The organism is Micromonospora sp. I033 (assembly GCF_053890995.1).
The window spans coordinates 32,708-46,411 of the sequence record NZ_JBSSLX010000026.1 but is presented as its reverse complement, the minus strand read 5'-3'; the positions used below and the strand labels follow the sequence as shown (position 1 = coordinate 46,411).

Here is a 13,704-nt window from a genome sequence, read left to right as displayed (position 1 = left end):
GCGGGCCGACCCCCCCACCGGGACCTGCCGACGGTCCGCTGCTGCCGCTGCCCCGGCTGCCGCTGCCACTGCCGTCGATCTCCGTGTCCGGGCTGCCGCTGCCCGGGCTGCCGCTGCCCACCGGGGGCGGGCTGCTCGACTGAGCGCCGCGACGCGCCCGCGCCACGACCGTGGGCACTCCGTTACTGTGCTGCCGTGAGCAGCACAGCAGCGGCGCACGGGACCGTCACCGAGGGGCGCCGGACGCGGATGACCACGAGCCGGCGGCTGAGCGTCATGATGCTCGCCATGACCGTGCTGGTGCTCGGCGGCGGCGGGGTCGGCGCGGTGGCGCTGTCCCACACCGCCGCGGTCTCCAACCGGCTGGCCGACCAGATCTCCCCGGCCCGCACCGCGGTGAGCCGGCTGGAGAGCGGGCTGCTGGAGCAGGTGGCGGCGGTCCGCGGGTACGTCGTCACCGGCGACCCGGAGCTGCTGCGCCCGTACGAGGAGGGGGTGGCCGTCGAGCGCGCCACCGCGCAGCGGGCCCGCGACCTGCTCGCCGACGAGCCGGAGGCGCGCCGGGAGCTGGACGCGGCGCTGGCCCTGGCGGAGCGCTGGCGGGCCGAGTACCCCGCCCGGCTGATCGCCGAACGACGCGCCGGCGCGAGCGCGGCGGAGCTGGCGCCGGTGGTGCAGCGGAGCCGGGTGGCGTTCGACGACGCGCAGGCCGCGCTGACGAGCCTGGAGGCCCGGCTGGACCGGGTGCAGGCGGCCGGCCGGGCCGACCTGGACCGGGCCCGCGCGCTGCGGGACCTCCTCTTCGTGGCGATCCTGGCCACCCTGCTGCTGTCCAGCATCGTCATCTCGGTGCTGGTCCGCACCACGGTGCTGCGACCGCTGGAGCGGCTGGGCGCCTCGGTGCGGCAGGTCGCCGGCGGCGACTTCGAGCACCGCCTCGCCCCGGAGGGGCCGGCCGACATCGCCCGGCTCACCGCGGACGTGGAGACCATGCGGCAGCGGGTGGTCGACGCGCTGAACAGCAGCCACCGGGACCGGGACGCCCTCGAACAGCAGGCCGCCGAGCTGCGCCGGTCCAACGAGGACCTGGAGCAGTTCGCCTACGTGGCCTCGCACGACCTCCAGGAGCCGCTGCGCAAGGTGGCGTCGTTCTGCCAGATGCTGCAACGCCGCTACGCCGACCAGCTCGACGACCGGGCCCGGCAGTACATCGGGTACGCGGTGGACGGGGCGACCCGGATGCAGAACCTGATCAACGACCTGCTGGCGTTCTCCCGGATCGGCCGGGTCTACCGCGAAGACCGGGAGGTGGACCTGGCCGAGACGCTCGCCCAGGCCGAGTCGAACCTCTCCGACCCGATCGCCGACGCGGGCGCCGAGATCGTGGCGGACCCGCTGCCGGTGGTGCACGGGGACCCGACCCTGCTCACCATGCTCTGGCAGAACCTGCTCGGCAACGCGGTGAAGTTCCGCAGCCCCGACCGGGCGCCCCGGATCCGGGTGGCGGTCAGCGAGGACGCGGACGGCTGGGAGTTCACCGTGGCCGACAACGGCATCGGTATCGACCCCCGGTACGCCGACAAGATCTTCCTGATCTTCCAGCGGCTGCACCCCCGGGGCACCTACGACGGCACCGGGATCGGGCTGGCCATCTGCAAGAAGATCGTCGAGTACCACGGCGGCACGCTCCGGCTGGACGACGGGTACGCCGACGGCGCCCGGTTCGTCTTCACCCTCCCCAAGCCGGCCGTGCCGGCGACCGTGCCCGAGCAGGCGGGCGAGCGGGCGCCGGTGGCCCCGGCCTGAGCAGGGGCCACCGGCGGCGGCTCAGCCGGCGGGCCGTTCCCGGTCGGCGGCCCGGCCCAGCGCCACCATCCGCAGCGTCTCCTCGCGCCGGCGCACCAGCAGCACCCCGGCCAGGAAGGTGACCGGCGGCACGAGCACCAGCATCGCCCACTGGGCCGGCACCAGCGGGATGGTGCGTCCCATGTGCACGGTCGACACCGCCCAGCCGGCCAGCGCGCTGTCGATGACCAGGGCCAGCGCGGCGACCGGCGCCAGCAGGGCGGCGATCCGCCGGCGCACCGGCGCGGCGAGCGTGGCCACCGCGACCACGACGGCCAGGGCCGCGGCGGCCAGCCCGGCCACGTAGAGCCAGAGCACCAGGTCGGTGCGGGCTTCCAGCCCGTAGAAGCTCAGGTAGCTCGTCGGGCCCTCCGTCGTGTCGAACAGCGGGCTGGTCACCCGGTTCAGCTCCAGCAGGGCGAGCGCCACGAGCGGACCGGCCACCAGGGCGGCCAGCCGCCGCGGCCCGAGCCTCCTGGGCGCCCGGCGGGGCGGCGCGGGCACGGTGAGCGCGGCCGCGGCCACCACGGCGAGAGCGAACTGGGGCAGGGTGTCGACGACGTACGTCGGCTGGTCGTCGACGCCGGGCCCGACGAGCACCGCCCAGCCGGCCACCCCGGCCCAGGCCAGGCCGGCGGCCACCCGGGGCAACCCGGCCAGCGCGGTCACCGCCACCGCCGCCCAGCCCGCCACTCGCAGCCAGTCGACCAGATCGGGGGCGACGGCCCGCATCGGCGGCGGCAAGGACGGGTCCACCAGCAGGTGGTCGAGGACGCTCCTGCCGGCGGCGGCGCAGAGCACCAGCGCCACCAGGACGCCGGTGACGGCGGCGGCGTCGGCCCAGGCCGGCTCGGTGAACCCCCGTGCGCCCACCCGCAGCCGGGCCCGCAGGCCGGCGCCGACCAGGTCGACCGTGTCCCGGAACCCGGGTCGGGTCTGCCCAGGTCGCGCGTCGGCCAGGAGAACGGCGACCATCTCCTCCTCGTACCTCCGGCGGTGTTCCCAGGGGTGGACGGCGAGCAGTCGGCGGTAGCGGCGCTCCAGCCCGGCGGCGCTCACGCCACCCCTCCCTCGGGCAGCAGGCCGGCGGCGCGCAGCCGGCGGCCGGCGGTGTCGGCGTTGCGACGCAGCCGGGTCACCTCGTCGGCGAGCCGGGTGGCGCCCACCGCCGTGAGCCGGTAGTAGCGGCGCAGCCGGGACTGCACCACCTCCTCGCGGTCGACCTCGATGAGGCCGTCGGCGCGCAGCCGGTCGAGGACGGCGTAGAGGGTGCCGGCGCGCAGCCGGACCCGGCCGTCGGAGATGCGCAGCACGTCCTCGATGACCGCGTAGCCGTGCCGGGGGGTCTCGGCCAGCGCGGTGAGGACCAGGAACGTGGGTTCCCGCAGGGGGGTGTCGGTCATGCCCCGAGCATATACCGGCTATCGGTATATAGCAGTCCCGTCACATCGGCCGCTGCCCGTCCCCCTCGGCGGCGGCCGCGGCGACGTTCTCCGTGACCGGCCCGAGCACCGGGGTGGGCGGTTCCGTGGCGCCCTGCCCGCCCTGTCCCGTCGGGCCGGCCGGCTCGGCAGCGCCCGGCCCGCCGGCGGCCGCCGCCTGCTCGCCGCCCCCGGCGAGGCGGTCGAAGAAGCGCAGCAGCTCGACCGGGAACGGCATGACGAGGGTGCTGTTCTTCTCCGCCGCCACGTCCACCACGGTCTGGAGCAGCCGCAGCTGGTACGCCCCCGGCGTGTTCGCCATCGCCCGCGACGCGTCGGCGAGCCGGCGGGACGCCTGGTACTCCCCGTCCGCGGCGATCACCCGGGCCCGACGTTCCCGCTCGGCCTCGGCCTGCCGGGACATCGACCGCTTCATCCCCTCCGGCAGCGACACGTCCTTGACCTCCACCCGCTCGATGAGCAGGCCCCACGGCTTCTCGGTGGGCGCGTCGATGACCGCCTTCAGCTCGGCGTTGATCCGGTCCCGGTCGCGCAGCAGCGTGTCCAGGTCGGCCTTGCCGATCACCGACCGCAGCGCGGTCTGCGCGACCTGGAGCACGGCCGACGGGTAGTCGCGGACGTTGACCAGCACCTTCACCGGGTCGACCACCCGGTAGTAGACGACCGCGTCGACGGTGAGCGTGACGTTGTCCCGGGTGATCACGCCCTGCGCGGGCACCCCGATCACCGTGGTCTGCATGCTCACCCGCACCATCCGGTCGGCGATCGGGACGATCAGCTGGAAGCCGGGCTGCCGGATCCGCTCCAGCACCCGGCCGAAGCGGAACACCACGCCGCGCTGGTACTGCTGCACCAGCCGGATGCTCAGCGAGGCCACGAGCACCACGAGCGCGACGACGATGACCAGCGCGACGATCGCGGCGGCTGCCATTGGTCCCCTCGATCCCGGAGGCGCCCGCCTCCCGGCCGCGCGCGTACCCACTCCCCCGCGCTTCACGCCTGCCGCCTCGGCGGGTGCCGCACGTTCCGGATCTTGGCGAGTTGCGGTCAGCACCGAACGGGAACTCGCCAAGATCCGAAGAAGCGGGCGGTCAGAAGCGGCGGGCCGTCGGGATGCCGCGCGGTGGGGGCTGGCGCAGCAGCCAGACCGGGTTGCCGGCGCCGATGATCACGCCGTCCCGCCCCCGGACCTGGGTCCGCAGGTACGTGCCCGTACCGGGAGAGACCGGCAGGTCGTGCCAGCCCTGGCGGAGCTGCCGCCACGGCACCTGTCCGATGCTGATGGCCGGCGTCGGATCGGCGACGCCGGCCAGGTCGACCGTGCCGGTGACCACCTCCAGGGTCGCGCCGGCCGGCAGGTCGGTGGCGCGCAGCCGCACGGTCAGCTCGCCGGCGTCGGTGGTGAGCACGGCGCCCATCGCGCTGCGGCCGCCGATCTCCAGGTCGAGGGCACCCCGGTAGCGGGCCAGGTCGGTGAACCAGGCCTGCCCGGCCCGCAGCGCCGCCACCAGGTCGTCGCGGCCCGTGGAGGCCGCCCAGACGTACGTGACGTGCCGGTCCCGCCCGGCCCGCCAGTCCGTGCCGTCGTGGTCGTCGGTCACCCCGACCGCGGTGACCGGGATCGCGTTGCGGGCCGCCACGTCGTACGCCCAGAGGTGGTCGTCGACCGGGTTGCGACCGATCTCGATCAGGTCGACGCCGAGCGCGTTCCGCTCGACCAGCAACCGGGCCAGGGACTCGCGCCGTTCCACGTCGAGCGGGTGGTTCCAGCAGACCACCCCGCCGTGGCCGTGCAGGAACTCGACCATCCGCTCGGTCGCCCCGACGTCGTTGTCCCGGTACGGCGGGGACGGGAAGCGCGGCAGCGTCTGGTCGCCGCCGAACCAGTTGAGGTGCCGGACCATCGACACCTCGTAGGCGCGGTGGTGGGTGACGCCGGGATACCTGCCGGCGTAGCCGTCCAGCACCTCGGCGCGCAGCTCCTCGCCGGCCTGCCCGGCGCGCCGGGCCCGGTCGAAGACCAGCCGGTCGACCACGAAGGCGCCCCGGGCGCCGGCCGCGACCTGCACCCCGAGGCGTAGCCCGCGCAAAGAGTTGTCCCCGGCGACCAGGTCCGGCCAGAGCCGCCGCACGTCGGCGAGGAGGTCGAGGGTGTGCCGCCGCCAGGCGCCGGGCGGGGCGGGCAGGTCGACGGTGCCGTGCCGGCCGTCGGCGCGGTGCCGGGCGCCGGCCGAGGCGCCGAGGCGGTAGCGGAGCACGAGCTGCCCGGCGGGACGGCCGGCGTCGGCGGGGTGGTGGGACAGCGCGATCTCGACGATCAGCGCGGCGTCCGGGCCGGCGGACTCGGGCAGCACGTCGAGGTGCAGCGTGGTGTCGGAGATGTTCCCGGTGTGCGTCCAGTTCCACGCCTTCCCGGCGTACCAGAGGGTGCCGGCGCCGGCAGCGGTGAGCCGCAGCGCGCGGCCCGCGCCGTCGGCGGCGTGCGGGGCGGGCACGAAGTCGGCGGCGGAGGCGGTGAGCCGGCCCTCGGTGGACGCCTGCCAGGTCCAGGCGAGCCCGCCCTCGGGCTCCTCCGGACCGTCGAAGTGGACCACCCGGCGGTGGTCGTGGGCGGCGACGCGGAAGTCGTGGTCGGTCCACCAGAGCACGTCGACGGCGTTGCGGCGGGCCTGGTCGAGGTGGGCGGCGTAGCTGGCGACGCCTTCGCTGAACGAGGCGTGCAGGTGCATGGCCATGCTGATCGGCCGCCGTCCGCGAGCGGGCGGCGGGGCGTCGCCGGTGGCGGCCAGGCCGACCGGCACGCCGATCCCGGCGACCGCGAGACCACCGGCGGCGGCGAGCAGGCTCCGCCGGTCCAGCCGTGCCCGATCGCCCATGCCGCTCCCCCGCTCCCCGCCGGCCCGGGCCAGCGTACGGGCGGCGGCGCCGGGCCGGCATCCGGCGATCGTGCCGGTCGGCCCGGTCAGCCGGCCTGGCCCACTACCTGCGGGTCCTACGTGCGGGAGATGGCCTTCGGCGACGAGGACCCGGGCCTGGTGCTGGATCGCTACCACACCCCCGACCTCGCCTGGCACAGCGACGGGCTGCACCTCGACCGGGCGCGCCTCATGGCGCACGCCCGCCCGGTCCGCCGGAACGTGACCCGGTGCGACCTCGACGTCCACGACACCCTGGTCTGCGGCGACCGGGGCGCCGCCCGTTACACGCTGACGGCGCTGACCCGCGGCCGCACCGTCGCGACCGAGATCCACATGTTCGGCCGGCTGGCATCCGACGGCCGGCTACGCCGGATCGACCAGCTCACCCGCACCCCGCCCGCCACGGCCCAGCGGTGAGACGGTCCGGCCGGGCAGGGCGTCAGGCGGCGTAGCGGGCGGCGAGGTCGACCACCCGGCGGGCGGCGGCCACCATGGCCCGGTCGGCGAACCGCCCGTCCGGCAGCACCACCGTGCCGGAGTCCCGGGTCTGCGCCTCGGCGACCGCGGCGAGCAGCTCCCGGGCCCGGTCCACCTCCCGGTCGCCGGGGCGGAACGCGGCGGCGATCACCGGCAACTGGCGCGGGTGGATGGCGGCCCGGCCGAGGAAGCCGAGCCGCCGGCCGGCCGCGCAGGAGGCGGCCAGGCCGTCGAGGTCGGCGACGTCGGCGTACACGGACATGGCCGGCGGCGGCAGGCCGGCCGCACGGGCCGCGACCACCACCCGGCCGCGCGCCCAGAGCAGGCCCTCGTCGTCGGCGACGCCCAGGTCGGAGCGGAGGTCGGCCTCGCCGAGCCCGAGCGAGGCCACCGCCGGGTGGGCGGCCGCGATGGCGTACGCGGACTCCAGCCCGACGGCCGACTCGACCAGCGGGTGCAGCGGGCTGTCGACCCGGGCGGCCACCGCGGCCACGGTCGCCGGAGACTCCACCTTGGGCAGGCGCAACCCGGCCAGCCCGGGCCGGCCCGCGACGGCGGCCAGGTCGGCGTCGAGGTCCGGGCCGGTCAGCTCGTTGACGCGGACCTGCACGGGCAGCGGCTGCGGGTCGGCGAGGAAGTCCGCGACGGCGTCCCGGGCGTACGCCTTGCGGCCGGCCACGACGGCGTCCTCCAGGTCGAGGATGACCGCGTCGGCGCCGGCCGCGACCGCCTTGGCGAACCGGTCGGGCCGGTCGCCGGGCACGTAGAGCCAGGTGAGCAGCATCAGATCACCCCGCGCTCGCGCAGCGCGCCGAGCTCGTCGGCGGTCAGGCCGAGCGCGCCGAACACCGCGTCGGTGTCCTGGCCGTGGCGGCGGCCGGCGTGCCGGATCTCCCCCGGGCTGTCCGACATGCGGAACGGCACGTTCTGCATCCGCACCTCGCCCAGTTCCTCGTCGGGCACGGTGACCACGGTGCCGAGCGCCGCGTACTGCGGGTCGGCGAGGATGTCCCGCACGTCGTAGACGGGGGCCACGGCGGCCTGGGCCGCCTCGAACGCGGCCACCACCTCGTCGCGGTCCCGCTTCGCCACCCACGCGCCGACCGCCTCGTCGAGTTCATCGGCGTGCGCGGCCCGGCCGCTGCCCGTCGCGAACCACGGCTCGTCGACCAGCTCGGGGCGGCCGACGAGCCGGACCACCCGCTCGGCGATGCTCTGCGCGCTGGTGGACACGGCCACCCACCGACCGTCGGCGCACCGGTAGGTGTTGCGGGGCGCGTTGTTGTTGGACCGGTTGCCCAGCCGCGGCTGCACGTAGCCGAGCTGGTCGTACCAGGTGATCTGCGGGCCGAGCATCGCCATGATCGGCTCGATGATGGCCAGGTCGACCACCTGGCCCCGGCCGGTCAGGTCCCGGCCGCGCAGGGCCAGCATGACCGCGTACGCGGCGGCGAGCGCGGTGACCGAGTCGGCCAGCCCGAACGGGGGCAGGGTCGGCGGCCCGTCGGGTTCCCCGGTGGCCGCGGCGAACCCGCTCATCGCCTCGGCGAGGGTGCCGAAGCCGGGCCGGGGCGCGTACGGGCCGACCTGCCCGAAGCCGCTGATCCGGGCGATCACCAGCCGCGGGTTGACCGCGTGCAGCTCGTCCGGGCCGAGACCCCACCGTTCCAGGGTGCCGGGGCGGAAGTTCTCCACCAGCACGTCGGCGTCGGCGAGCAGCCGACGCAGCAGGTCCGCGCCCTGCGGGTCGGAGAGGTTCAGGGTGACGGTCCGCTTGTTGCGGCCGAGCACCTTCCACCACAGGCCGACGCCGTCCTTCGCGGGGCCGTGCCCCCGGGACGGGTCGGGCTTGGCCGGGTGCTCCACCTTGACCACGTCGGCGCCGAAGTCGCCGAGGAACGCGGCGGCCAGCGGGCCGGCGAAGAGGGTGGCCAGGTCGACGACCTTGACGCCGTGCAGCGGGGCGGTCGTGGTCACGGGGTCCCCTTCGCCGGGTCGACGGCGGCGAGGAACACGTCCCCGTTGCCGAGCGCGGGGCCGCCCTCGGGCGTGCCGGCGGTGCGGCCGCTGACCAGCAGCCAGCCGTCGGGTCCGACGGTGGCGTAGACGTTCTCCTCGCCGAACGGGTCGGCCGCGTCGTCGCGGGCGGTGCCGTACTGGGCGACGGCGACCTGCCGGCCCTTCGCGTCGAGGCGCAGGGTGAGCGCGTCCGCGCCGCCGGCCGGCACGCCGAGGGTGCTGCCGGTGAAGCCGACCACCGCGAGGGTGCCGTCGGCGAGGGCCAGCACGTCGGTGCCGGCGTCCGCGCCGGACCCGCCGGTGACGGTCCGCCAGCGCTGCGCGCCCGTCGCGGTGTACGCCACGGTGAGCACGTCACCGGCGGTGGCGCCGGTGGCCACCACCTGGCCGGCGCCGGTGACGGTGACGCCGCCGAGCAGGTCGTCACCCGTGCCGCCGGCCACGGTGAGCCAGTCCTGGACGCCGTCCGGGGTGAACCGGGCGAGCCAGCCGTCGGCGCCGCCGAGCGGCGTGGTCCCGGGCAGCTCGCCGGAGGTACCGCCGGCCACGTAGACGCCGTTCGCGTCGGCCGCCACGGCGTACGCCTTGTCCTCGCCGGGGCCGCCGAACTGCCGGGTCCAGGCCAGCGTGCCGTCCGGGGCGATCCGGGCGAGCACCGCGTCCTTGTCGCCGGCGCTGGTTCCGCCGAACGCCCCGCTGGTGTAGCCGGCGACGTACGCGCCGCCGTCCGGGGTGCCGGTGATCGCGTAGAACCGGTCGGCCTTGGCGGGGTCGCCGGCCTGGGTGAGCCAGGCCCGCTGCCCGGTGGCCGTCAGCTTCGCCACGAACGCGTCGTCGGCGGGGCTGGCCGGGTGCCGGCCGTCGAGGTCGCCGCGGGTGTACCCGGCGGTGAGCACGCCGCCGTCTGGCAGCGGCACGGTCCCGTAGAGCCGGTCGTTGGCGCTGGTGCCGAACTGGCTGGTCCAGCGGACCGTGCGGTGGTCGGCGGCGAGCCGGGTGACCACGGCGTCGAGGCCGCCGGCGTACGGCTGGCCGGCGACGGCGGCGGAGGCCGCGTAGCCGAGGGTGACGTCGCCGTCGGGGTGGGCGGCGACCCCGCCGGCCCAGTCGGCGCCGGCGGTGCCGTGCAGCGGGGCGGGCAGCCCCGCCGGCGGGGTGACGCTGAGCGTGGCGGCCAGGTGCTTCAGGCCGTCGACGAACGCGGGCCGCCAGACGTCCCAGTCGTGCCCGCCGTCGAGGACGCGGAACTCGGCGGCGACACCGTCGGTCCGGCGCACCGTGTTGTAGAGGGTGGCCGCCTCGTAGTCGAGGTCGTGCGCGGCGTCGGCCGGGTCCGGGTTGGCCCACTCGTCGTCGCCCACGGCGATGAACATCCGCACCGGCGACTCCGGGTCGAGGCCGGGCAGCAGGGCCGGATAGTTCAGCCGCTGGTACACCTCGTCGGAGAAGAGCTGGTCACCGTCGCCGAACGCGCCGAACTCGCGGGCCGAGGAGTCGGCCGGCGGCAGCGGCCGGTAGACGGCGGGGCTGAGCACCAGCGCGTTGGCGAAGAGGTCCTGGTGGGCGAGGGTGTAGCGCAGCGCGCCGGCCCCGCCCATCGAGTAGCCGCCGACCAGCCGGGCGTTCCGGTGCGCGGCGGTCCGGTACGTGGTGTCGACGTGCGCCACGAGGTCGCGGGTGAGGGCGGTCTCCACCGGCCGGCCCGGGCGGTCCGCGCCGGTGTACGAGGAGTCGACGTACCAGTTGCCGCGCTCGCTCCACGGCGCGTCGGGCAGCACGGCGATCACCGGCGGCACCTCGCCGTCGGCGATGAGCCGGTCCAGCTCGCTCGTCACCCGGGTCCACGCCTGCATGGTGTCGCCGCGCCCGTGCAGCAGGTAGAGCACCGGGTAGCGGGTGCCGGCGTTCGCCGCGTCGGCGTAGCCGTGCGGGAGGTAGACGGTGTAGTCGATGTCGGCGCCGAGGGCCGGCGAGGGGGCGGTGGCGGTGGTGAGGGTGCCGGACCGCTCCTTGCCGGCGACCGCGGTCTCCGGCGCGAGGCCGGCCAGCCCGACGGCGGTCAGCAGGGCGACGAGGGCGGCGCCGGGGCGCCGGGCTCTTCTCATCCGAGGGCTCCTTCGGGCAGGTCGGCGGCGCAGCGGAAGCCGATCGAGGTGGAGCGGGCGAGGCCGGCGCCGGTGAGCAGCAGCTTCACCGACACGTCCGGCGGCTGGGGGCCGCCGTCGAAATACCAGTCGGAGCCCTCCGCGCGGTAGGCGCAGCCGCCCTTGAGGATGACGAAGCGGGTCCGCCCGTCGGAGTGCTCGCTCTCGGTCAGGTTCCACACCAGCGGCTCGCGCCGGACCAGCAGGCCCGCCTCGGCGGCCACCTGCCACTCGTCCTCGGTGGGCAGCCGCAGCCCCGCCCAGTCGGCGTACGCCCGGGCGTCGGCGAGGTCGACCCCGGTGACCGGGGCGTCGGCGGGGCCCTGCCCGGCGGTGAACCGTTCCGGCCGGACCGGCCGGTAGCCGGTGGCGGCGAGGAACCGCGCGTACTGGCCGTGGGTGACCTCGTGGGTGTCGATGGCGAAGCGGCCGAGCCGGACCTGGCGGCGCAGCGTGCCGGTGTGGTGCAGGCGCGGCGGCAGCGGCTTCCACTCGTCGACGTACGGTGCCTCGCCGTAGAGGCCGGTCTCCCGGACCCGGTGGTGCACGGTCAGCTCGCGCCGGCCGCCGTCGACGGTGACCATGCCGTCGGGCAGGGCCGCGAGGGGCGACCACGGGGTGCGGGTCCGCACGGCGGCGCGGGCCGGGAAGGACGGGTCCCCGGTCGGCGGCTCGTGCCGGGGCGCCGGGCTGTCGGTGGCGACCACGGCGGCGATCGCCCCGGCCGGCAGCGGCCCGCCGACTGCCACGCGGCCGTCCTCCAGTTCGGTGACGGTCAGCTCGGCGCCGGTGACCAGGTCGACGAAGCGCCCGGGCCGGCGGTCGGTGAGCAGCCAGGGGCCGTCGTGGTCGGCCCCGCGGTTGACCACCGTCCACAGCGGCTCGTCGTCGTGGGTCCAGCGGGACGCGTACACCTGCCCGGAGCCCGGGTGGTCCGCGAGCGGGACCCAGTCCTCGGCGCGCAACCACGCGGCGTGGCTGGCCTGCACCCGGCGCATGGCCCGCAGCACGGCCCGGTCCCGCTCGTTCCAGCCGACCCAGACCCCGAAGACGCTCTCCCAGACCAGCACGCCGCAGCCGTTGAGCCAGGCGGAGTGCAGCTCGTCCAGGTGGTCCCGGTGCCAGCGGCGGGTGTGGTGCAGGACGTGCCGGCGCTCGAACCACTTGGCGCGCAGCACGCCGGGGGTGTCCGAGTCGGCGAACCACTGGGCCCACGACATGGCGTGGTCTTCGATCCGGGCCAGCGGCACCCGGCTCTCCCCCTCCAGGACCAGGCCGGGGCGCACCGCGTCGAGCGCCTTGCGCAGCTCGCCGGCGCCCTCCTTGAGGGTGTCCAGGAAGACCCCGTCGACGCCGAGCCGGGCGGCCAGCGCGGCCACCTCCTCGGCGTCGGCACCGGGCTCCCGCCGCGTGCCGGTGTCCCACGGGTTGTAGTCGACGAACACCCGGACCCCGGCGTCCTGGAACGCACGGACCACCTCGGGCAGCTCGGGCACGTCGCGGTACCAGTCGAACTGGTTGCGCTCGTCCAGCCCGATCACCGGGTACGCGTGCCAGAGCACCACCCCGTCGAAGCCGCCGAAGTCCCGCCGCGCGGCGTCGAGGAACGCCTCGACGGTGAACTCGCCCCGGTCGTGGTCGTACAGCGTCTCGTCCCACAGCCAGGCGAGGCAGACCGTGAAGCAGTCCCCGGCGATCTCGTCGTAGTGCGCCCCGGTGTAGCCGAGCCGGGTGCGGGCGTCGGCCCGCCACCGGGTGAGCTGCTCCCGCCAGGCCGGCCAGTCGGCGGGGGCGGCGGGGGCGGCGAAGATCTTCGCCTCGTCCAGGGTGGACAAGTCGGCGTGCCCGCCGAGCGGCACCTCGGTGGGCCGGTCGATCGGCCGGGGCACGTACGGGTTGAAGCTCACTCGACCTCTCCGTAGGTGGCGGCGGACAGCGCGTCGATGGCGGCCCGCTCGGGCAGGGCGGTGGACGCGCCGGGGCGCTCGGCGCAGGCCGCGCCGGCGGCGCACGCCCAGCGCAGCACGGCGGTGGCGGTGTCCCCGGTGAGGCCACCGCGCTCGGCCAGGGCGACCGCGAGCGCGCCGGTGAAGGCGTCGCCGGCGGCCGTGGTGTCCACCGCGTCGATCTTCGGGGCCGGCACCTCGATCCGGGCGCCGTCCCGGTCGGCGTAGGCGGCGCCGCGCGCGCCGAGGGTGAGCACCACCCGGGGCACCAGGCCGACCAGGGCGTCGAGCAGCGCGGCGGGCTCGTCGGTGAACACCCCCGCGACGACCGCGGCCTCGTGCTCGTTGACCACCAGCACGTCGACCAGGTCGAGCAGTTCGGTGGGGAGCGGCCGGGCCGGCGCGGCGTTGAGCACCACGGCGGCGCCGCCCGCGCGCGCCCAGCCGGCGGCCCGGGTGACCTCCGCCAGCGGCACCTCCAGCTGCAGCAGCAGCACGTCGGCGGCGGCCACCGCGCCGCGGTCGGCGACGTCGAGGGTCAGCGCGGCGTTCGCGCCGGGGGCGACCACGATGCAGTTCTCCGCCGCGTGGTCGACGGCGATCAGCGCCACCCCGGACGGCCCGTCGACGGTGCGCAGGCCGCCGAGGTCGACGCCGGCCGCGGCCAGGTTGTCCCGCAGCAGCCCGCCGAACCCGTCGCCGCCGACCGCGCCCACGAAGGCACAGGCCGCGCCGGCCCGGGCCGCGGCGACCGCCTGGTTGGCGCCCTTGCCGCCGGGCACCATCCGGAAGTCGTCGCCGAGCACCGTCTCGCCGGGCCGGGGCAGCTGCGGCGCGGTGACCACGAGGTCCAGGTTGGCGCTGCCGACCACCACCACGCGGGCGCTCATGCTGTGTTGTCGTGTTCGCGACT

10 protein-coding genes and 1 pseudogene are annotated in these 13,704 nt (G+C 76.3%); 2 read left to right on the top strand and 9 right to left on the bottom strand.

Translation table 11 applies throughout. The features are described 5' to 3' along the window. The first annotated feature begins 195 nt into the window (after positions 1 to 195). Positions 196 to 1,806 carry a sensor histidine kinase gene (locus ACW0Q9_RS07425; RefSeq protein ID WP_456179194.1) on the top strand — a complete coding sequence of 537 codons (1,611 nt, stop codon included), beginning with the start codon at positions 196 to 198 and terminating at the stop codon, positions 1,804 to 1,806. 21 nt (positions 1,807 to 1,827) lie between these two features. Here the strand turns inward: ACW0Q9_RS07425 and ACW0Q9_RS07420 are convergent, their stop codons facing one another. From ACW0Q9_RS07420 to ACW0Q9_RS07405, 4 genes and pseudogenes are all read right to left on the bottom strand, one after another. Continuing rightward, complete coding sequence (locus ACW0Q9_RS07420) at positions 1,828 to 2,904, bottom strand: hypothetical protein (protein ID WP_456179193.1); 1,077 nt, start codon at positions 2,902 to 2,904, stop codon at positions 1,828 to 1,830. After that, positions 2,901 to 3,248 carry a PadR family transcriptional regulator gene (locus ACW0Q9_RS07415; RefSeq protein ID WP_456179191.1) on the bottom strand — a complete coding sequence of 116 codons (348 nt, stop codon included), beginning with the start codon at positions 3,246 to 3,248 and terminating at the stop codon, positions 2,901 to 2,903. The genes ACW0Q9_RS07420 and ACW0Q9_RS07415 overlap by 4 nt, the downstream gene beginning before the upstream one ends. 151 nt (positions 3,249 to 3,399) lie before the next feature. Beyond that, positions 3,400 to 4,218, bottom strand: a pseudogene (locus tag ACW0Q9_RS07410) (SPFH domain-containing protein); the annotation flags it as partial. Between the two features lie 160 nt (positions 4,219 to 4,378). Further along, positions 4,379 to 6,163: a hypothetical protein gene (locus ACW0Q9_RS07405; protein ID WP_456179189.1), complete on the bottom strand. Its 1,785-nt coding sequence runs from the start codon at positions 6,161 to 6,163 to the stop codon at positions 4,379 to 4,381. Between the two features lie 129 nt (positions 6,164 to 6,292). Here ACW0Q9_RS07405 and ACW0Q9_RS07400 point away from each other — a divergent pair, with 129 nt between their 5' ends. Further along, a complete protein-coding gene (locus ACW0Q9_RS07400) occupies positions 6,293 to 6,622 on the top strand; it encodes a nuclear transport factor 2 family protein (protein WP_456179187.1) in 330 nt (109 codons plus the stop codon). 22 nt (positions 6,623 to 6,644) lie between these two features. Here ACW0Q9_RS07400 and ACW0Q9_RS07395 read toward each other — a convergent pair whose 3' ends face one another. From ACW0Q9_RS07395 to ACW0Q9_RS07375, 5 genes are read right to left on the bottom strand one after another with little or no spacing between them, the layout of a single operon-like run. Further along, positions 6,645 to 7,466: an HpcH/HpaI aldolase/citrate lyase family protein gene (locus tag ACW0Q9_RS07395; RefSeq protein ID WP_456179186.1), complete on the bottom strand. Its 822-nt coding sequence runs from the start codon at positions 7,464 to 7,466 to the stop codon at positions 6,645 to 6,647. Further along, positions 7,466 to 8,659 (bottom strand): CaiB/BaiF CoA transferase family protein, encoded by a 1,194-nt coding sequence (locus tag ACW0Q9_RS07390; protein WP_456179184.1) that lies wholly within the window; start codon positions 8,657 to 8,659, stop codon positions 7,466 to 7,468. Before ACW0Q9_RS07390 ends, ACW0Q9_RS07395 begins: the two co-directional genes overlap by 1 nt. Beyond that, on the bottom strand, positions 8,656 to 10,806 hold the full coding sequence (locus ACW0Q9_RS07385) for an alpha/beta hydrolase-fold protein (RefSeq protein ID WP_456179183.1): 2,151 nt from the start codon (positions 10,804 to 10,806) through the stop codon (positions 8,656 to 8,658). The genes ACW0Q9_RS07390 and ACW0Q9_RS07385 overlap by 4 nt, the downstream gene beginning before the upstream one ends. Beyond that, positions 10,803 to 12,752 carry a formylglycine-generating enzyme family protein gene (locus ACW0Q9_RS07380; protein ID WP_456179181.1) on the bottom strand — a complete coding sequence of 650 codons (1,950 nt, stop codon included), beginning with the start codon at positions 12,750 to 12,752 and terminating at the stop codon, positions 10,803 to 10,805. The genes ACW0Q9_RS07385 and ACW0Q9_RS07380 overlap by 4 nt, the downstream gene beginning before the upstream one ends. Then, positions 12,749 to 13,681, bottom strand: coding sequence for a PfkB family carbohydrate kinase (locus ACW0Q9_RS07375; protein ID WP_456179179.1), 933 nt, complete (start codon positions 13,679 to 13,681; stop codon positions 12,749 to 12,751). Before ACW0Q9_RS07375 ends, ACW0Q9_RS07380 begins: the two co-directional genes overlap by 4 nt. Between the last annotated feature and the right edge of the window lie 23 nt (positions 13,682 to 13,704).